At 66.5% G+C, this 18867-nt stretch carries 15 protein-coding genes and 4 pseudogenes; 3 read left to right on the top strand and 16 right to left on the bottom strand.

Going from position 1 to position 18867, the window contains the following annotated elements; genetic code table 11:
- Positions 1-46 precede the first annotated feature (46 nt).
- From BS329_RS07465 to BS329_RS44400, 6 genes and pseudogenes are all read right to left on the bottom strand, one after another.
- Positions 47-3145, bottom strand: coding sequence for a glycosyl hydrolase 2 galactose-binding domain-containing protein (locus BS329_RS07465; RefSeq protein WP_076157154.1), 3099 nt, complete (start codon positions 3143-3145; stop codon positions 47-49).
- Positions 3146-3270: 125 nt separating this feature from the next.
- The gene (locus tag BS329_RS07460) at positions 3271-4515 is read right to left on the bottom strand and encodes a hypothetical protein (RefSeq protein WP_076157151.1); all 1245 of its coding nucleotides are present in this window, start codon (positions 4513-4515) and stop codon (positions 3271-3273) included.
- Between the two features lie 58 nt (positions 4516-4573).
- Complete coding sequence (locus BS329_RS07455; RefSeq protein ID WP_076157149.1) at positions 4574-4960, bottom strand: YchJ family protein; 387 nt, start codon at positions 4958-4960, stop codon at positions 4574-4576.
- Between the two features lie 19 nt (positions 4961-4979).
- Entirely contained in the window at positions 4980-5357 is a 378-nt protein-coding gene (locus BS329_RS07450; protein WP_076157146.1) for a DUF1801 domain-containing protein, read from the bottom strand.
- 149 nt (positions 5358-5506) lie between these two features.
- Positions 5507-6133 carry a hypothetical protein gene (locus BS329_RS07445; protein ID WP_076157143.1) on the bottom strand — a complete coding sequence of 209 codons (627 nt, stop codon included), beginning with the start codon at positions 6131-6133 and terminating at the stop codon, positions 5507-5509.
- A gap of 187 nt (positions 6134-6320) precedes the next feature.
- Positions 6321-6487 (bottom strand): annotated as a pseudogene (locus BS329_RS44400) (HNH endonuclease); the annotation flags it as partial.
- 245 nt (positions 6488-6732) lie between these two features.
- Between BS329_RS44400 and BS329_RS07440 the strand changes: the two are divergent.
- Entirely contained in the window at positions 6733-7113 is a 381-nt protein-coding gene (locus BS329_RS07440) for a hypothetical protein (RefSeq protein ID WP_244197058.1), read from the top strand.
- Positions 7110-7907, top strand: a complete 798-nt coding sequence (locus BS329_RS07435; RefSeq protein ID WP_208619171.1) for a DUF1684 domain-containing protein — start codon at positions 7110-7112, stop codon at positions 7905-7907. Before BS329_RS07440 ends, BS329_RS07435 begins: the two co-directional genes overlap by 4 nt.
- Here BS329_RS07435 and BS329_RS07430 read toward each other — a convergent pair.
- The 9 genes and pseudogenes from BS329_RS07430 to BS329_RS44395 all read right to left on the bottom strand — a co-directional run.
- Positions 7889-8884, bottom strand: a complete 996-nt coding sequence (locus BS329_RS07430; protein WP_076157141.1) for a BtrH N-terminal domain-containing protein — start codon at positions 8882-8884, stop codon at positions 7889-7891. The two genes, BS329_RS07435 and BS329_RS07430, sit on opposite strands and share 19 nt — an antisense overlap.
- Entirely contained in the window at positions 8881-9684 is an 804-nt protein-coding gene (locus tag BS329_RS07425) for a MerR family transcriptional regulator (RefSeq protein WP_076157138.1), read from the bottom strand. Before BS329_RS07425 ends, BS329_RS07430 begins: the two co-directional genes overlap by 4 nt.
- A 46-nt stretch (positions 9685-9730) precedes the next feature.
- A complete protein-coding gene (locus BS329_RS07420) occupies positions 9731-12637 on the bottom strand; it encodes an alpha-L-fucosidase (RefSeq protein ID WP_076157135.1) in 2907 nt (968 codons plus the stop codon).
- A 157-nt stretch (positions 12638-12794) separates the two neighbouring features.
- Positions 12795-13835, bottom strand: coding sequence for an SMP-30/gluconolactonase/LRE family protein (locus tag BS329_RS07415; protein ID WP_143252918.1), 1041 nt, complete (start codon positions 13833-13835; stop codon positions 12795-12797).
- Between the two features lie 172 nt (positions 13836-14007).
- Positions 14008-14694, bottom strand: a complete 687-nt coding sequence (locus BS329_RS07410) for a hypothetical protein (protein WP_076157131.1) — start codon at positions 14692-14694, stop codon at positions 14008-14010.
- A gap of 38 nt (positions 14695-14732) precedes the next feature.
- The gene (locus tag BS329_RS07405; protein ID WP_076158131.1) at positions 14733-15458 is read right to left on the bottom strand and encodes a HEAT repeat domain-containing protein; all 726 of its coding nucleotides are present in this window, start codon (positions 15456-15458) and stop codon (positions 14733-14735) included.
- A gap of 153 nt (positions 15459-15611) precedes the next feature.
- Positions 15612-16071 (bottom strand): annotated as a pseudogene (locus BS329_RS07400) (AMIN-like domain-containing (lipo)protein).
- A gap of 152 nt (positions 16072-16223) precedes the next feature.
- Complete coding sequence (locus BS329_RS07395) at positions 16224-17384, bottom strand: HAF repeat-containing protein (protein ID WP_425266353.1); 1161 nt, start codon at positions 17382-17384, stop codon at positions 16224-16226.
- Positions 17385-17697: 313 nt separating this feature from the next.
- Positions 17698-17832: pseudogene (locus BS329_RS44395) on the bottom strand (MBL fold metallo-hydrolase); the annotation flags it as partial.
- A 67-nt stretch (positions 17833-17899) separates the two neighbouring features.
- On the opposite strand from BS329_RS44395, the gene BS329_RS07390 reads away from it, so the two are divergent.
- Positions 17900-18184, top strand: coding sequence for a type II toxin-antitoxin system Phd/YefM family antitoxin (locus BS329_RS07390; protein ID WP_244197057.1), 285 nt, complete (start codon positions 17900-17902; stop codon positions 18182-18184).
- A 443-nt stretch (positions 18185-18627) separates the two neighbouring features.
- On the opposite strand, the pseudogene BS329_RS07380 reads toward BS329_RS07390, so the two are convergent.
- Positions 18628-18819: pseudogene (locus BS329_RS07380) on the bottom strand (MBL fold metallo-hydrolase); the annotation flags it as partial.
- Positions 18820-18867 lie beyond the last annotated feature (48 nt).

The raw sequence follows: 18867 nt of genomic DNA, 5'->3' as shown, positions 1-18867 counted from the left end.
GGCCCCCTTCGCCGCGGCGAAGGGGGCCTTTGGGCAGCTCCTTGGGCTAGAGGGTGATCTTGTCGACGTTGGGACCGCCGTTCGCCGTGGTGGCGACAGCCCTGATCTTGTTCACCCCGGCGGACAAGGTCATCTTCACCGTCTTCGTCGTCCAGTTCGGCCAGGCGCCTGTGCCGCCGAAGCCGACACCGGACGCGCTGACCGTGCCGTTGACGGAGAAGTCCAGCGGCCGGTTCGCCGTCGTCCCGTTGGCGTACCGGACGACGACGTCGTAGGTGCCCGCCGCGGGCGCGGTGACCGTCCACTCGACCGAGCTGCCCGCCACGTTGTCGTAGTTGACGAAACCGGTGCCGGTGAACCCGGCGTGATTGGACTCCACCGCGCCCTGGGTGATCGCGGCGTCCTCGGCCTGGTAGTCGACCGGGTTGCCGGGGCCGGGGCCCGAACCGTCGGCGGGAACGGTCTGCGTGCCGGTGTTCCAGCCCGAGACCCGCACCGAAGGCTTGGAGCCCTTGAGGTCGGCGGTGCGGTACTTCGCGGTCAGCGTGGTCGTTTCACCCGGCCAGAGGCTCATCGCGTTGTCGTTCCACTCGACCGGGAGCACCGGCTTTCCCGCCGAATCCACGACCTTCGTGTCGACGTAGAACGCCGGGAGCTTGCCGCCCGAGGTGTTCTTCAGCGTCACGGTCGTCGTGGTGGTGCCGTCGGCTCCGGCGACCGAGTTCGCCGTCGCGCTGACGGCCGACTGGCCGAGGTTGTTCAGCCCGGACAGATCGGCGAAAGCGGACTGGGGGGTGTAGTACCAGTCGCTGCCGCCCCAGTTGAGCGTGTCCGCCTTGGTGGAGAGCCAGTACACGTTCCGGCTGACCTCCTTGCCGGAGGAGTTGGTGAGCACCAGCTTCGCCAGGTAGGTCGTCGACAGCCCGCTCACCGCCGGGACGGTGACCGCGGTGGCCTTGTTGCCCAGCGCGCCGACCGACAGCCCGGTCTTGGTGTTGCTGTACTTCTCCGTGCCGTCGAGGTTGTACAGCTTCGTGGTCGCCGTCAGCCCGTTCACCGCGTTCGACGTCTGGTTGATCACCACGACCGACCTGTTGTCGTGCGAGTACTGGATGTGCAGTGGCTCGTTGGCCTTCTTCGCACCGTAGTAGGCGCCGTTCTGGTCCATGTAGGCGTCGAACAGCTGCCAGTGCAGCGAAGTCCACGGGCTGTTGAGCATCCAGTAGATCAACCCGGTCGACGGATTGGTCGAGTCGGTGTAGTTGCGCGAGTGCGACTCGAATTCCGCGCGGACGTTCTCGTACTGCGCGAGCTGCGCCTTGCGCACGAAGTCGGTCAGGTTCGCCGCCGCGCCATACCGTTTGGTGAGGGCGTCACCGAACAGCTTCAGATTGGCGAACGTGGTCGAAGACGAGCGGTGGTACTGCGGAGCCGATGGGTTCTTCCACATCGTCTCCAGCTCGCTCGGCGACATCATCCGTTTCAGCGTGTCCATCGTCGGGATGTCGACCCCGGCGCTGGTCTCCGAGTTGAAGTTCCACGCGCCGCCACGGTCCTTCTGCGACTTGTCGTACCAGTAGACCGGTGGGACGTAGTCGTACGGGCCGTTCATCTTCATCCCGGACGCGCCCGTGATCGGGGACGGCCGCTTCGACGCCGACGGGATCACCGGCGGCTGGAAGTCGGCGACCTTCATCGCGTCGAGGTAGCCCTGCTCGATCCGCCTGTCCGGCGCGAAATCGCTGCCGATGTGGAAGGAGATGACGCTCGGGTGGTCACGCAGGCGCTCGGCCTCGGAGAACATCGAAGCCTTGGCGATCGGGTAGTCCGATTCGACCCAGGGTTCGCCCTTCTCCTCGCCGTTGACGTGGCCTTCCCACTTGTCGCAGCATTCCCAGCCGGGCATGGTCAGCACGCCGAGGTCGTCGGCGAGGTCGAAGAACTCGTCCGGTTCGATGTGGCCTTCCAGCCGGACCGTGTTGAGCCCGAGGTTCAGCACGTACTTGAGCTTGTCGGCCGCCGCGGTCTTGTCCCAGCGCAGGAACAGGTCCGGCGTGTAGCCGCCGCCCCTGATCAGCAGTGGTTTGCCGTTGACGCTGTACTGACGCCCGCCGCTGGAGTTCAGCGGTGCCTTGACGTCGCGGACACCGAACTTCGACTTCGAGGAGTCGGACGGCGTGCCGCCGACGCTCGCGGTCAGGTCGAGTTCGTACCGGTGCTGCGAGCCCATCCCGGCGGGCCACCAGAGGTTCGGGTTGTCGAGACCGGCCACTGGAAAGGTGACGGTCTTGCGCTCCTTGGCCGCCAGCGAGACGGTCTGGCTGACCGGCTTGCCCGCGACCGTGCCGGCGACGGTGGTCTGCACCGCGTTCGCCGTGTCGTTGCGGACGTCGGCCTTCACCGTGAGGTCGGCGTGGCTGAGCGAGGAGTTCAGTTTCTGGACCACGTGGGCGCTGCGCAGCGCGACCGGGCCGCCTCGGCGCACGAGGACGTCACGGACGATGCCCATGTTCTGGTCCGGCGGGGTCTGCGCCCAGTCGATCCAGCCCATCGAGAGATCGTTGTTGGGGTCGTTGGGGTAGACCTTGAACGCGACGCTGTTGGCACCCGCGCGCACATGCGCGGTGATGTCCAGGTCGTGGCGGGTGTAGGCGCCGTTGACCTGGTCCTTCGTCGCGATCCTGGTGCCGTTGACCCAGACGTCGGCCTTCGAGAGCACGCCGCTGAAGTCGAGATACGTGCGCGACGAGGTGTCCTCGACGTTCAGGTCGGCGCGATACCACCACGGCACGGAGAACTGCGCGGCCGGGACGTTCTTCATGTTCGTGGAGTAGAAGGGGTCGGCGTATTGGCCGTTCCGCAGCAGCCCTGCGTACACCGTCGACCGCGACGACACCGGGTACCAGCCGGCGGTGGGGAAGCCCGGCTTCGACACCGCCGAGTCGTCGCCGACCTGCGCCGAGGACTGGATCACGAAGCCGGGGATCGGGGTGGCGTTGCCCGCGGCGGCGCCGACGGACAGCGGGACGGTGACTTCCGCGCCGGTGGCGGCGGGAGCGGTGGTCACCCCGCAGACCGCGGCGGCCAGCGCGGTGACGGTCAAGGCCAGTAACGGGATCCGGGTTCTCTTCTGCCGAAAACTCACGAGCGCGCCTCCTCGGGCACACGGCGGCGGACTTGAACGGAAATCGTTAAGAAAGTTCCCTAACAATGTTGGGGGAGATAGTAGCCGCCAGTTCGCGCGGGGAACAGACCCTTGCACCGGGTTCGTCAGCGGTGAGCGGCGCGAACCCGCCGGAGTCCGGCCGCGCGCAGGCAGAGCAGCAGAGGAAGGGACGCGTCGTCACGCAGGTTCGCGGGCAACGCCGGGGTTCCGGCGATGTCCGCACCGGCGACGAGAGCGTCGCCCAGCGCGCCGAGGTCCACGTCAGCCATGGTGACCCCCGCGCTGAACAGCTTCTCGGCGCCTCGCGTGCGGCGGGTCAGCAGGGTGGCGCTGTCCACGGAAAGCGCGGTGATCCCGAAGAACTCGGGCTTCGCTCCGCGCTCCATCCAGCGAGCGAACCCGGTCAGCCGCGTCGACACGATCTCGCCGGGCAGGAGACCGGTCTCTTCTCGAAGTTCCCGTTCCATTCCGGCGATCACCGCGGTGTGCAGCATCCGGCGGCGCCCGCCGTCGAGGGTGTCGAGGTCCCGCGGTTCCAGCGAGCCGCTGCCCGACGGTGCCAGCAGCAGCGCGCTCGCGGAATTCCGGCCGGACTGGCGTACCACGACCAGTTTGCCGTCGGAGGTGAACGCGATGGTGGAGACGCCGACCAGATCGGCGAGTTCGCTGCTCGCGAGGGTGCGGAGGCTGCCGGAGGAGTCGGCGAGTTCTTCGCGGCGGAGGTCGTACTCCTCGCCGGTGTCGGTCCTGGTGATCCGCAAGGTCGACAGTTCGTTGGAGCACATGGCGTCGAAGAACCGCGCGCGGTGCAGCCGGATCGGCGCCGGTGCGGCGCCCGCGGCGGGGAGCGGTTCGCCGCGCATGCCGACGATGGCGCCGTTGAACAGCACCCGCCCTCTGGCGCGCAAGGGGAGGACGTGCGGCGCGGTGGCCTTGAGTTTCGGCGGCAGGCGGTAAGACTCCTCGGCGAGGGTGAACCGGAAGTTCCCGGCCTCCAGTGCCTCGTCGATCGCGCCGCTGACGAGTGCCGTTCCCCGCGCGGGCACCGAGAGGTATTCCGCGCCCGGGTACGCGGGCGGCGGTGGTAGCTCGGCGGTGGGGAACGGGGCGGCGATCGCGCTGAACTCGAACCCTGCCCAGCGCGCTCGCAGCATCCGCAGGTCCCTGACGAAGGTGGCGGTGCCCAAAGCCAGCGCCAGCACCGAAAGCACGATGCCGAAGGCGCTGGGGAGGATTGTGGCCGCGCCGAGGGCGACGCCGATCCCGGACGCGGCGACCGGCCATTCACGAGCGCTCACGTAGGCGAGGTAGTCGGCCTTGGCCCTCGTCCGGCGGGTCAGTTTTCCCATCGTCGCCTTGTTTATCACGCGAAGGGAGGACGATTCGACGAGTTGGCGGAAGTGGAGCTCAGCTCACCGGCGCCACGTAGATCCACTGTCTGTCCACGCGGACGAAACCGCTGTTCTCGTGCATGCTGTCGGCCCGGCGGTCCTGCCGGTAGTGGGCCCGGAACTCCACGGTGCCCTCGTTCTCCAGGAGTCCGCCGCCGGTCTTGCCGAGGATCTCCAGGAACGTCCAGCGCCGACCGGGATCCAGCTCGAGGTCGGCAGGCCGGGTCTTCGGGTGCCAGGTCTCGGCGAGGTACGCGGTGTCGCCGACGGCGAACGCGCTGAACCGCGACCGCATCAGGAGTTCGGCGGTCGGCGCGGTGACGGTTCCCCGGTGGAAGCGGCCGCAGCAAGCGCCGTAGGGCTCGCCGAGGCCACACGGGCAACGGGATTCGTCGGTGATCACAGGCACGACGGCGATTGTGTCATCGCGCCGTCGCGATGGTTTCGAGGTCCCGTGCCTGCTTCAGCCAGCTGGTGAACAACTCGGCGTCGATGTCGTCGGCCGAGCGCAGCTTGACGTGCGCCATCTCGCGGGCACTCGCCTCCAGCCTGCCGGACGGATCATCGATGACCTGGCCCTTCCAGAGGGCGAAGGTGACGTACGACGAGTACGCCTTCACCAGGCAGACGAGGTTCTTTCCCGCGGCTTCGCCCGCGCTCCACGTCGGGGAGCCGTGGTACATCGCCTCGACGGAGCCGGGCAGGGCGGCGTTGACGATCGGACGCAGCGCGACGGCGACTGTCCGTAGGTCCTCGGGCAGTGCGGCGAGGTAGTCGTCGACATTCGCGAACTTGGCCATGACTTGATCCCTTCGGTCGGTGTGCTGTGGTCAGTCAACCGTCCGATGGTTCTGGTTGTCAAGACAAAAAAAATAGTCGGCAGATCGGCGGACCGCCTGGTCGCCGGGACCAGGTGCTGACGTGCGCGGTCCGGGGGTCGGTGAGAACGTCAAGATGCGGGGAATTCGACAGCGACTTCGACGGCGGTCTCCAGCGTCGCTTCGCTCGGCCGCCCGGTGACGCGAGCGGATTCGGCGATCACGACCAGCTTCCCGTCCAGGCGTGAGTCGTAGTCCTCTCCGGTGAAACGCTCGCCGTGCTGCACCTCGCCGAGAAGCGCGACGTTGCCGGTGTCGTCCTTGTCCACGAGTCGTTTCAGTTCACCGGCCTCGTTCGCCTTGGGCATCTTCACCCACGCGACGGATACGGTGATGCTGTTCCCGGCCCCATCGTCGACGGTGACGATCATGCGATCGAGATCGGTGCAAGGATGGCGAAGGAAGAACCGCTGGACTTCGCCGAACGAATGCGGTCCGCAGTTCAGTTCGCGTTTCGCGGTTTTCTTGAGCTGACGCCAGCCAAGGCGTTGCCACGCTTCGGACTGACGGCCCTTTTGCGCGGATTTCTTGCTGGACGTCTTGCTTTTGAGGGCTTGGCCCGCCGCGGAATCGAGTGAAGCGGCACTGCCTCCGCCCAGTCCGGCTCCGGCGGCCACGGCCACTCCCACGGCCGCCGCGCCGACACCGTACTTGTATTTGACCCAACGACCGTCCGGGCCACGTGGCTGATTCACCATGAGGCGTTCCGTCCCCTCCCAAGTCCGGAAAGGACGATCTTGCTCCGGCAACTACAGGACACGGAGACCTTTGCTTCGAATGCGCCCGAATAGCCCAATCGGCACTGGGGTTTTCGCCGGTACCGAACAGTCTTCAGGCATGCCGTGGAGCCCGTCCGTCGCCGGTGTGGTTGGCAGGCTCCTCGGGTCAGGCGGGGAGGGTGTTGCGCCGGGTTCTTCGCAGCGGATCCAAATACTGGGGTGGGATGAAGTCGGGTAGTTCGTCAGCCGCCATGGTGCCGGGGAACGCACTCTCTCGTTCCCGATGTTAAGTGCTCGGCGTTGGCCGGGGGTGACGAAGCGTCTGAGTCGCCCACCGGTGCTCTTGCTCGCTTGAAGTACATGAAGGCCCCCTTCCTTGCGCCTAGGTACAGTAAGGAGTCCTTCATGTACTGAGGGAAGGTCGAGTTTCTTCGGCTGAGCCCAGGGAGGGGCCTTCATGCGACAGCGTTGTGTTTGGCGGGACCGTAGGTACCTGGAACACAAGGCGGCCTCACCACGAATCGCCCTCACGCAAGTAGTCGACTACTTGCGAAAACGAGGTCGCTTACATCGCCGGCATGACGACAGTGGAACTGGCCCGCTTCAAAGTCCCGCCCGTGCACGAACTGCTCCAGGCCTGCCCCGCGATGGTCGCCGAGTTCCGCGCCGACAGGCATCGCTTCCTCGACGCCCAGCTGATCCGGGCCAACGACCAGCAGTGGCTCGACGTCGTGTGGTGGAGTTCCTCCGAGGACTTCGCCGCGTCCCGCGAGAAGAAGGCGAACCTGCCGGGAACCAAGGCCTTTTTCGCGCCCTCTCCGAGCTGGTCTCCGCCGAAGAGGACACGACCGACGACTACCGCTCCTAGACGCCGCCCACATGCCGGGACGGGAAATATCGGCAACGACTGCCCGTTGACCTCGAAGAATCAACGAGGTCACGGAAGGGATCGGCGATGAGCACAAGTCTGGACACGTTTACGCAGGACTGGCACGGCTGGAAAAGCCAGCGCGAGCGCGATCTCGCCGATCCGCTAGGCTGGCTCGCTCTGGTCTCGCTCGACTGGCTCGAAGACAAGCCGCGTGCGTACGAGGGGCTGCCCGGCGTGTGGTGGCAGGACGCCGACGCGGCCTACCTCGACCCGCAGGGCGCGGTCCTCTCGCACGAGGGGGAGCGGGTCACCGGCGTTCACCGCTTCGAGCTGGTCAACAGCGGTGCAACCACCCGGGTCGCCGCCGGGGACATCGAGATCGAGGTCGCGCGCCGCGGTGGGTACCTGATCCGCACGCACGACCCGAAGGCCCCGGTCCTGAACGCCTTCCGCGGTATCCCGGCGTATGAGCCCGACCCGGCCTGGGTGCTTTCCGGGTCCTTCGAGGCCTTCGACGAGCCGCGGCCGACCACGGTCGGCGCTGTCGTCGAAGGCCTCAGCCACGTCTACGTCTCGCCGGGCATCGTCCGGTTCGAACGTGACGGCGTCGAGCACACTCTCACCGCGTTCAACGGAAAGGAGGACGGCCTCCTCATCCTGTTCACGGACGCCACGAGTGGCGTGACCACCTATGCGGCGAACCGGTCGCTCGCGGTGCCCGCGCCCGCCGAGGACGGGTCCGTCGCCCTCGACTTCACCCGCGCGGCGAATCTGCCGTGCGCGTTCACCGACTTCGCCACTTGCCCCCTGCCTCCGGCGGGGAACGACCTGCCGTTCGCGGTGGAAGCGGGGGAGAAGCTGCCTTACGAGCGGCTGGGCTGAACGGTCGCGAGCGCCGTCATCGCCTCCTGTTCGCGCTGAGCCAGCTCGGACAGGACGGCGGACGCGTCGGTCAGGTGCCGGGCGTCGCCGGTTTCCCCCGCCTGTGTGAACAACCGCGCGACCTCCGTCCACAATGGAGTGATTTCGCGGTACTTCTCATGGGCGGCACGGAGACCGGCGTCGTCGACGAGGGTCGCGCTTTCTTCGAGGAAGTCACGGTAGATCCGGCGGAAGAGCGCGCCACCGGTCCCCGCCCGTTCCATCAGGACGGCGGCCTGTGGGAGGTCGAGGGCGGGATCGTGGCTGCGATCGAGCCATTTCCGGACCTGGACGGCGGCTTTGCCGATCCCACGGTATCCGAGGTTGGCGATGGGCGGATTGAGGAATTCCGCCGCGTTCGCGCGCACGGCCGTGCGGATGGCGTCGGCAAGCGGTGTCGGAGGGGCATCCGCGGTGATGGTGAACGACAGGTTCTTCGCCGTCATGGGGCCCTTCTCATCGCGAGCGCGTTCCAGACTGGCGCGTGACGTCGAGACGGGACCGCCCTGTTGTGCCGTGTCGATCAGGAAGACGTTTTCGGTGTCGTAACCGTACAAGGCGGCGAAGTGCCCTCCAAAGTGGATTTTCGTGGTGAAGTACTCGAGGTGGTACGAGTCGAGCTGCAAGCCGACCGGCACACCGGTGTCGATCTGCTCGGCCACGTTCCGCCACGCCGTCCGCGCCGACGTCGTTTCCTTGACCCGTAAGGTAAGCCCGAGACGTTCGGTCAGCTTCCTGGTGATCCCGGCGGGCTTGCTGCGCCCGCCGAGGAAGGGGAACGGCAGGTTCTTCCCGTCCCAGTAGAGGAAGCCCAGACCTTCGCCGACGCCGAACAGCATCGGCTCGGACAACTCGATCCCGGCGTGCCGCAGGAGGACGTCGAGGGTGCTGGTCTCGCAGTGCTCGCCGCCCGCGATCTTGACGTCGTCGACGATCACGAGGTCACCGGCCAGGCGATCTCGGTGCGATAGGCCTCGGACGCGACCGACGGCCCGGGTCCCACGAGGTACAGCTCCTCGGCAGGCCCTGCCGGGACGCGGTCGCGTTCGGCGATCCAGCGGCCCAGCGACCGATAGGCGGCTTCGACGTCTTCGTAGGCACCCTCGTGGATGGTCGCCGCGAGCAGGCCACCGGGAAGTTCGGCGAAGTCGATCTCGCCATCAGCCCTCACCGGCCCGTCGACCGGGACGAACAGTTCGACGGTCGACTCGTCGGGATCGTCGGTGAGATACCGGGTTCCGGGCGGCCCGGCAGACGTGACGCCCTGCGCTTCGAGAGCCGCGAACAGCCGGGCGTACGCCGGTCCGATCAGCTCGGCGAGGCCACTCAGCGGGGTCCGGATCGTCAGGAACGCGATCGGCTGTGACGCACGCACGCGTTCGTAGACATGCAGCCACCGCGTCGGCTCGGCCAGCACGGAGTCGAGTTCGCCGCTGATCGCCGCGAGTTCGGCGGCCCGCGCCGCGACCCGGTCGTGATGCCGTTTGATCGCGGCCTTCACCTCGTCCGGAGTGCCGGCGGCGAGGATTTCGGCGATGTCCGCGAGCGGCGCCTCCAGTTCCCGCAGCCGCCGGATCAGGCCCGCGCGGGCGAACTGGTCGAGCGAGTACCGGCGGTAACCGGTGCCGGGGTCGACCCGCGCGGGCACGAGCAGTCCGAGCCGGTCGTAGTTCCGCAGCGCGCGGACCGACAGCCGGGTGGCGTGCGCGAACACGCCGATCGGCATCAAGGTCGTCATGGGACCAGCCTGAACCCTCTCCCGGGGAGAGGGTCAAGCCGGTGCCTCACTCCAGTGACAGCCGATCGAGATCCGGGGCGGACGCGTGGTCGTTGTGGAGCTTGATCGTGTTCGCACCCGCCTTCAGATCGACCGGCAACGACGTCCTGAGCTGGGTGTTGTTACCCGCCCCGTCGACCTTCACCTCGACCGGCGTCCCGTCGTTGACCGTGACGAAGTACGAGCGCGGCCCGTTGACGGTGAAGTCGATGTGGAGGGTGTACCGCCTCGTCTCGGGCACGGTCACGTCGCCGAACCGCACGGACGAGTCCGGATCGCCGCCGATGTTGCGGACCTTCTGGCCGCCCGAGCACACCCCGCAGTTCGTGACGCCCGCGCTGCCGACGTCGTTGGCCGAGTCTTCGGCCTCCCGCATGAAGACGCGGTCCGACGGGCGCGGGCTCACCCGCACCGGCTTGCTCACCGTCTTCGCTCGCCCGAGCAGATCGAACGACGCGGTGACCGGGATGTCGGCCGCGGTGACGCCTTCGGGGGAGACCAAGGTCCACGAGGCTTCGAGTTCGTTCCCGACGCGCAGGGACGCCGCCGTGGCCGGGGCACCTTGCACTGTCCAGCCGGCCGGGACCACCGGCGCCAGGGTGACCCCGCGGATCGTGTCATCCGCGTCGAGCCGCAGCTTCGCGGTCACCTTGAGCGACTGCCGCCCAGGGGAGAGCCATTGGACGCCGCCGGGTTCGACGGTCAGGGTCGTCTTCGGTGTGTAGGACGACGGCGGCAGGGGAGCGACCGCGATCCGGTCGAGGCCGGGTCCCGAGGTCGCGGTGCTGAAGACCTTGACGGTGTTGGCGCCCGCGTTCAGCGGGACGGGGATCGCGGACGAAGTCACGATTCCCCGCGTACCGGCGTCGATCGCGGCCTCGACGGGAGTACCGCCGTTGACGCTCACCGCCACCGACGTCGCGGACCCGCCCGCGGTGTCGAGCTGGAGCCGGTAGGTCCCGGCCTCCGCGACCGTCACGCCCGGGAAAGTGACCGAGTTGCGCGGGCCCCCGCCGAGGCCGTTGACCTGGAGCGATCCGGAGCACGAGGCGCACCAGCCGAGACGGGCGCGGCCGTCGTGGTCGTTGCGGAAAGATTCGGCCTCCAGTGGAACCGGCGTGCCGAGGAACGAACTCGGATAGCCGGACGCCACCTTGATCTCGTCGATCGCCAGCTGCTTGTGGAAGGGTTTCGCCTGCGGCCCGGACCAGGTGTTCAGCACCTCCAGCTTGATGAACCGGGTCCGCCGGTCGCCGAGATCGATGAACTGCACCCCGCGAGCGCTCGGCATCGCGCCGGCGCGGATCGGCTCACCCCAGTTCTCGCCGTCGTCGCTGACGTAAACGCGATAGTCCTGGATCCGGGACGAATCCTCGGGGCGGCCGAACGATTCACGAGCGTGTGTCGGCGACATCTCGCGCTGGTTCACCGCGAGGTAGGTCGCCTGCCGACGCTTGCCGAGGTCCAAGGTCAGCGACACCGGTTGCCTGCCGCCGGCGTCCCAGTAGTTCTCGAAGTTCCCGTCCACGAGATTCGACGCCGGATGTCCCGCGCGGGACGACGAAGCCGTCGCCTTGATCGTGCGGGAGTCGTGGAAGTACTGCTGCCCGGCCGTTTCCACCTTGAACACCGTGTCGTAGGTGTCCCAGTCCTTGATGTCCACAATGGTCAAATATCCGGCGGATTGACTGAAACGCAGTGATTCGCCGGTGCGCACATCGGACACCTTCGTCACCTTGTACCCGTTGTCGCGCAGGCGGAGCAGGTCGGTGCGCGGCCGGGTGACCACGTGGAGGTACTGCGTTCCGGCACCGGGCTCGACGGTGATCACGCCGTGCGCGCCGTCGTTCCAGAAGCCTGGCTGCATCCCTCCGTACAGGTAGCCGCCGCCTTCTTTGCCTTGCAGCGATGACTTGATCGGCGGCACCCAGCTCGCCATGAAGTTGTTGTACGCCTCCTGCTGTGGTGGGAACTTCCCGTTCACCATCGGGGTTTCGGCCATCAGCGACTTCATCGACGAACCGGCGTTGGTGATGTAGCGGCCGGTGGACAGGCGGAAGTCGACGGCCTGATCGGTGCCGTCGTACCACCAGCCGCCGTTGGTCGGCAGTTTGTAGTCGGCCTCGGTGAGCCGCGGCATCGGGGTGAACGCGGCCTGAGGGTAGTCGTACGGCGGCGTGATGCCGGTCTTCTGCTCGTTGCTGACGGTGTCCATGATCGGCGTGTCCTCGTTGTTGTTGCTCAGCAACCAGGACGGCCGTTTCTCACGGATCTGTTCGTAGAGCTTGTTCTTCTCCCAGTAGTCGTTGTCGTTGTCGATCCAGAACCCGGCCAGGTCCGAGTAGCGGTCCATGACCTCGTGGAAGAGGTCGTAGCTGTACTCGCCGAAGCCGGGTCGCGTGGTCAGGTCGACCTGCTTGCCCTTATAGGCGGAATAGGCGGCGGAATCCAGCGACTCGACACCGGTTTCCTTGTGCCACTGGGGGTCGTCGGTCATGTAGAGGATCGTCCGGACCCCCTTGGCGTTGCCTGCCCTGACGAGTTCGCCGAGGAGGTCGCGCTGGGTGGCGCAGCTGCCCGGGACCTTCGACGGCCAGGGCCGCGCGTAACCCAGCCTGCTGTGGAAGGTGGCGAGGACGATGTAGGAGGCGCCGAGTTTGCGCGCTTCGTTCACCCAGTAGTCGGCGCTCCAGCCGCCGTCGGTGACGGCGCGTTCCCAAGCCGCGCAGTCGGTTTGGCGTGGTGCGGTGAACATGCCCCAATGCAGGAAGAGCCCCGCGGTGGCTTCGCGCAGCCACTTCTGCCGGGGATGGTGCACCTCCGCGCTCGCCGTCGGCGTGGTGAGGAGGCCTGCCAGCAGGGCGAGGACAAGGGTGAGCCAGGCGGTGCGGTGCGCTCGAACTCTCATGACCATCCGCTCCCATCAGGGCGTGGTTACCGAGAGATCCGATGATTGCGGCTGACATCTGCCTGGTCAAGCCCCGATGACCGGGACATGCCTCTAGTCATCGGAGGTATGTTCTCGAGAAGGCCCTCCCGCCGATGGGCGAGAGGGCCTTCGATCGCTGGGTTCAGGCGCGCAGGATGTTCAGCGTGACTCCGGGGATGTCGTGGTCGAACGTCGCCGCGTACAGCCACTTTCCGCCGGGACCCCAGGCGAGGCCGCCGGGTGCGAGGAGCTTTCTGTTCGCCTGAAGAGTGGCGAAGTCGTACTGGCGACTGGGCGAGTACGAGCCGTTCCGGTAGGTGAAGACATCCTGCGCGTCGGTGCTGGTGGCGCCCGCGGCGAGCGCGCTCGTGTCCCGGCTGACCGCTACCGCGCCCGGGTACGCGTTGAGCCGGTACGCCTGACGCTCGGCCAGGTTGTCGGTGGTGAACGTCCTGAGCTGGTACGGAGGCCCCGAGGTGGCCGCGTAGAGGAGAGATCCGTCAGTGGACATTTCGAGGTCTCGCACATAGCCGCCCGTCCACGTCGACGCCCGTTCGGTCACCGTGTCGCCGCTGACCTGGTGGATCTTGAGGCGCGTGGGCGAGACATCCGGGATGCCGGTGGCGAACAGGTCCGGCCTGGCCGGCGAGGTGGCGACCAGCGGCACGGTGCTTTCATTGCGGGGGAGGAGGCCCGTTTTGACGTCGCCGAAGACCGGCCCGATCACAGCGCTGCCGACGTTGCCCTCGCGCCAGATCTCGCAGCCGTAGCCGAAGTAGAGCATGTTCCCGGTGATCGAGAGGGTGGACGGGCACAACCAGCCGACGGAATGCCGCGCGGTCTCCTCGAGAGTGAGTGTGTCGATCGCCGCGATCGCGCCGTCGAGGGAAAGTGCGACGAAAACCGTGTCGCCGTCGGGGCTCAGGGCGAGCCCGCCCGCGCCCTGAAGGTTTTCGAGCTTGGTCACCACAGTGCCGGTCAGGTCCGTGACCACGACCGTGTTCTCTTCGCTGCTGCTGACGAACACGTGTCCCAGGCCCGGATCGACCAGGATGTCGGAGAACCGCGCGATGGGCAGATCGACGGCCTTGTGGTCTTCCGCCGCGGTCGCCGGAAGAGCTGTGCCGAACAGTGTGGCCACCGCGACGAGGACGGCGAAAAACGATCTTCGAAATGAACGCATGCCGAAGCATTCCTCCCAGTAGTGAGCCCCTTCGAGGCCCTGAAAGGACGCTATCGGGTCGCGGTCGATCTTGTCATCCGGTCGGATGGACGGGTGCGAGTAGGCCACGAAGACCAGCGGGCCAGGGCGCCACGGTGGTTTCCGCGGCGTCCTGGCCGTACTGGTGAGCGATTCAGATGTTGAAGCCGGGATGGGTCGCGAAGGCGTTGTCGATCACGAGATTCCCGCGCTGGCGGGCTCGTTCACGCAGCGCCGACGTCGTACGGGCGCCTTGGGCGTAGAACCACCACAGGTACAGCGCGCCGTACATCCACGCCCCTTCGTAACCCCAGTCGGAGTCGGCGCCGCTCCTGCCGGCGCCGAACACCGAACCCGCCGGGAAGTTCGCGTTGTGCGGCTTCCCGCCCTGATGCCGGGACTCGTGGATCAACGTCTCGGCGCGGCTGGGAACGTCCTTGGAGTACCAGAAACCCAGGTACAACTCGATCCGGTCGTCGGTGAACGGCCCGGTGAACGACGTGGCGTTGGCACTGCCGTCGCCACAAAGCGAGCGCAAGTCGTCGCAGTTGTCCCTGACGTAACGGCGAGCCCAGTTCAGCATCGCCCCGGAATAGGCGTCGTTCTCGTAGTCCTGCGCCGAATAGGTCAGCAGGTAGCACGCGTTAAACGTCCGAGCCAGCGGCTTGTCCGTGTTGCACGCGTCTTCCCAGCCGAAGCCGTCGTCCCAGTAGTCCTTGTTGCCGGAAAAGCCGTAGGAGTTCCAGAAATAGTCGATGTAGGTCTGATTGCAGATCGAGGCACCGTAGAAATTGTCCCCGGTCACGTTCTTGTCCGGGACCGTGTAGCTGCAAGTGGCCATCGGAGATCACCTGTCCGTAGAAGGAATTCGATGTGGTTTCAGGAGCGCGGGGGCTCGGGCGGCGGGACGTCGTCGGACCGGGTGTCCTTCACGTACCGGCCGCCGACGGCCTGCGGGACGCCGCGGACGTCGACCCGCCGGATGTTCAGCAGCCGCTCGTCCTCGGTCCCGCTGAGCGCCTCACGCACCTGTGCGGTGAGATCGGTGTCGCCGGTCTCGGCGATAGCCTGGACCGCCGCGCGCCGCACCGTGAAGACCTCGTGCCGGATCTGCCGCAGCAGCAGTTGCCCGGCCGCGCTGTCCCCGGCGGATGCCAGGCGTGCCAACGCTTCCACGGCGGTGGTGCGGATGAGCACCTCCTCGCCGACGGTGCTGATCCCGTGTGCCGGGTCGTCGGAACGCTCTGGCGGGATCGGCGGGCGCAGCACGTTTTCGAGCACGGACACGGCCGCCGGGTGCCGCAGGTCGGTGAGCAGCTGGACCAGGCCCCAGCGTTCCAGGTACTGGTCCTCGTACAGGGCGTCGTACTGCGCGCCGAGCGCGGGGACGACTTCGTCCGCGCGATCGCGAAGCCGATCGAGGCTCCGCTGGTAATTGCGTTCGGCGTCCTCACCGGAGGCGGCCATGGTCTCGGCGGCCTGGGTGACCAGTTCGCCGATTTCATCGTTCGAGAAAGTTCCGAGACCGGAACTGTTCGGGCCCGCTTCCAGATTGTCGCCACCCGGGCCCAAAGACGGGGTGTCGGGATTGCGTGGGGTTGGCATGAGGTTCTCCTTCGCAGCGGCGATGATGCTGACGGAAGGAAGGAACGCGATGCTGTACGGCAGATACCTTGTTTCCTGAAAAGTTGCCTCTCGGGGCATATCGGGATTTTCACCGCGGGAATCCGAAAAGGATTCACGGATTCCCGCTCGTGATCAATGACCTACATCGATGACCACACGGTTGGGAGAAGTCAGCTTGAAAACCGTGACAGGATCCTTGACCAGACGCCGAGACCGATGGACAGAACGCCTTCGTGATCGCCGGTGACCGCGACCGCCATGATGTTGAGCAAAGCGCGATACGTCGGGTTCCCCGCGTCGTTGTGCGCGGCAGCGGGTGCCGCTGTCACCGCGCCGAAGTATTCCCCGGTCAGCCAGACGATTTCGCCAGAGCCGTCGGCGATCAATTCGTCGACGAGGTCGTACCGGACCGCCGGGGCCGGACCCGCGGTCAGGTCGAGCACGACCCGGTCGAAGCCGGGCTTCTGGCCGGTCCGGATCCCTGTCATCGTGGGGATCGTTTGTTCCGCAACGGAGCCGGTGCGGCCGCGGCTACGGTGCCTGCCGGCATGAGCACGGTGGCGGCGAGTGCGCGTCGTACGGTGATGGTCATGTCCATGACCTCGCGCCGGAATGGTGGGTTGCCGGAAGGACGCCGGACAAGGGAGGCGGGTTGTATTCTTCGCTCTAATTGCCGCCGGTGGAAAGTTTTTCCTTGATAATGCTGGGCGCTGGTCGAGTGGGAACTCGACCAGCGCCGCCTGTCTAGCCGAGTGTCCAGTACACCGCGTGTGTCTTCCCGGTGGCGGTGGCCGCGGTTCCGACGACACGGCCGCCGTCGGTGATCCGGTAGGCCTGGCCGCGGTTGCCGCCGGGCAGTTTGCCGAGCTGCCTGCGTTCCCCGTTCCGGAACCAGGCTGTGGCCTGATTTTGGAAAGTGCCCACCGCGGTGCCGGAGGCGTTGACCGCTTCGGCGTCGGCACCGAGATTGCCGTCGGGCAGGACGGTGAGATTTCCGGCAGGGTCCCAAAGCACCGCTTGGCGGCGAGGGGGGTTGGCGTAGCCGGAACCGACCACATAGCCGGTGGAACCGATGTGGTAAACCCAGACCGAATGGGGGCTGGTCCATTGCATGGGGTGAATCGTGCCGTTCCGATCCCAGGTCGCCGGGACGGCGGGTCCGCTACTGGCTTCGCGCTTACTTCCCGCGATCACACCGTGCTTGTTGATCACGTGCGCCCCGCTGCTCCAGCTCAGTGGCGCCAGCTCGGTGATCGGCCCGCCGTCCACCCACCGCACGGCGCGGCCCGCCCCGGCGCGGACGGCGCTGCCGACGATGACACTGCCGTCGGCGGAAATGTCATTGACCATGCTCCAGGTCTCGCCGGGCAGCGCGCCAAGGTCGATGGCCTGGCCGTCCGGGTCCCAGCGGAAGGCGTGGTACTGGTTGTCCGGCGTCAGCCAATTCCCGACGACGACGCCGGTGTCGCTGATCGCCCACGCGGTGGCGTTGTGATAGCCGGGCGCGAGCTGCAACGCGGTCGCGGTACCGTCGGCGTCCCACCGCGTCGGTATGGCGGCGGTGGGAGTCAGCACGTAACCGGCGGAGACCCCGTGACTGTTGACGTCACCCACCTGCCCCTCGGTGCCGCCTGGCGTGGGCAGCGCCATGATCTGGCCATTGGCGTCCCATCGGGCAGGCCGACTGCGCTGCGGGGTGGGGCCCGCCAGCGACAGCCCCACCATCACCCCGGACTCATTGACCGCCAGTACCGTACTGTCGTCGTCGCCGGGCAACGTCCCGAGATCGACCGGCCCGGCCGTGGTGGCCTGCGCGGTCCCCGTCATCGCGCCGGCAAGCACGACGAGAGCCGCGGTCAGCGACCAAGTCGATCTTCGATGGCCGGCTATAAGATTTCTCATCATGATGACTCCCCAATCCTGATGTGACAGCTTGCGATGTGCCGCCAACCCCTGCCAGTGGAACAATAATGCAAACGCTTCGGGAATTGCTTCCACCGTGATCGTGGTCCACACGAACAGCCGACAGAATGCGGTCGTGACCTCGGATCTGTAGTCCAAAGCGACCAGTGATACCGGCAGGCGGCCTAGTCTTGCACGGAGTGAAATGGGCGGTAAAAACACCGGTGTGCGCAAATGTTATCGAGAGAGATAAGAGACGGTTCGAAACATTCGTTGTCGCGAGGTGTGGATGTCCCGTGCGATCGCGTCCGCCGCGGTCTCCGCGCCCCGGGTGGAACCACGTCTCGTCCGGCAGCTGGTCGAACGGATAAGGAGAGACGTCGTCCACCAGCGACTTGAAGTCCTCCGGCGACTTCGGCTTGCCGACGCCGCCGTAAAACAGCGTATCGCCTCAGTGGTCGAACTACAGTCGGATGTAGCACGGTGAGCTACATGTGGCTACTCATGTCCTCGTGAGGGTGATCACTCAGCGCGAGTTTCGTAACAACTCCGCCGCCGTCATGGACGCCGTCGAGGCCGACGAGATCTACCATGTCACTCGCAACGGTGTCGAGGTGGCCGAGCTACGGCCGATACCGCGCAGACGCCGCCTGACCACCGAAGAGTTGGTCCAACGGCATAGAGGGTTGCCCAAGGTCGAGGCGGTCCAGATGCGGACGGTGATGCCGCTGCTCGGTATGGAACGTTGGTCGCGCTGGTCCTCGTGGCGAATCAAGATCCGCGACCTCGACGAATGGATCTGATGATCGCCGCCATCGCGTCCTCGCGAGAGTTGCCGCTCTACACCCGAAACGCAGATGACTTCAAAGGCTTGGGCAACATGGTCGAAGTCGTCGCGGTTTGAGCGATTTCGGCGCCCGCTGATCCGGCTCCCTGATCGACCAGTCGGCTTGCCAACGATCCGGCAGTCGGCGTCGCAAGTCGAGCAGATCGTCTTGATAGCGAGGTCGTGTGACGTAGGAAAGTCGGTGTAGTGCTTCGAAGGGGTGAAGCGCTACACCTCGTTCCAAAGCCAATTGCAGGTGCGGTGCTTTGGCGGGAGCAGAGAAATCCGGCGAATTCAGGACACGTTGTACGAGCGCGTGATCGCTTTTTCCGCGAAGGTGAGTGTACGAACCTAGGATCCGCAGCGCCTCATCAAGGTTCACACCTCTCAGTGTGGCAGGCCGCGACGGCCACTGTCAGCTCACCAGCCGCGTTCGCGCCACTCCGCCACGTGCGGACGCTGTTCACCCAGCGTCGAGTCGACCCCGTGCCCCGGGTAGAACCACGTCTCATCCGGCAGCTCCCCGAAGATCCGCGACGAGACGTCGTCCACCAGCGACGTGAAATCCTCCGGCGAGTTCGTCTTGCCAAACCCGCCCGGGAACAGCGTATCGCATTAGAGGTGGACAAACTAGGCAGGTGTAGCTCAGCGAGCTACACC

The sequence above is a fragment of the Amycolatopsis coloradensis genome, assembly GCF_001953865.1.
In the GTDB taxonomy this organism is placed as follows: domain Bacteria; phylum Actinomycetota; class Actinomycetes; order Mycobacteriales; family Pseudonocardiaceae; genus Amycolatopsis; species Amycolatopsis coloradensis.
The sequence above is the reverse complement of the archived record's forward strand: the minus strand, read 5'-3'. Positions and strand labels throughout refer to the sequence as shown.

Excerpts from the sequence above, each read along its gene's own strand:
- BS329_RS07410 (WP_076157131.1), bottom strand. The coding sequence starts at position 14,694 with ATGGCCACTTGCAGCTACACGGTCCCGGACAAGAACGTGACCGGGGAC.
- BS329_RS07425 (WP_076157138.1), bottom strand. The coding sequence starts at position 9,684 with ATGACGACCTTGATGCCGATCGGCGTGTTCGCGCACGCCACCCGGCTG.
- BS329_RS07445 (WP_076157143.1), bottom strand. The coding sequence starts at position 6,133 with ATGGTGAATCAGCCACGTGGCCCGGACGGTCGTTGGGTCAAATACAAG.
- BS329_RS07415 (WP_143252918.1), bottom strand. The coding sequence starts at position 13,835 with ATGCGTTCATTTCGAAGATCGTTTTTCGCCGTCCTCGTCGCGGTGGCC.
- BS329_RS07440 (WP_244197058.1), top strand. The coding sequence starts at position 6,733 with ATGACGACAGTGGAACTGGCCCGCTTCAAAGTCCCGCCCGTGCACGAA.
- BS329_RS07435 (WP_208619171.1), top strand. The coding sequence starts at position 7,110 with ATGAGCACAAGTCTGGACACGTTTACGCAGGACTGGCACGGCTGGAAA.
- BS329_RS07420 (WP_076157135.1), bottom strand. The coding sequence starts at position 12,637 with ATGGTCATGAGAGTTCGAGCGCACCGCACCGCCTGGCTCACCCTTGTC.
- BS329_RS07450 (WP_076157146.1), bottom strand. The coding sequence starts at position 5,357 with ATGGCCAAGTTCGCGAATGTCGACGACTACCTCGCCGCACTGCCCGAG.
- BS329_RS07395 (WP_425266353.1), bottom strand. The coding sequence starts at position 17,384 with ATGATGAGAAATCTTATAGCCGGCCATCGAAGATCGACTTGGTCGCTG.
- BS329_RS07405 (WP_076158131.1), bottom strand. The coding sequence starts at position 15,458 with ATGCCAACCCCACGCAATCCCGACACCCCGTCTTTGGGCCCGGGTGGC.
- BS329_RS07460 (WP_076157151.1), bottom strand. The coding sequence starts at position 4,515 with ATGGGAAAACTGACCCGCCGGACGAGGGCCAAGGCCGACTACCTCGCC.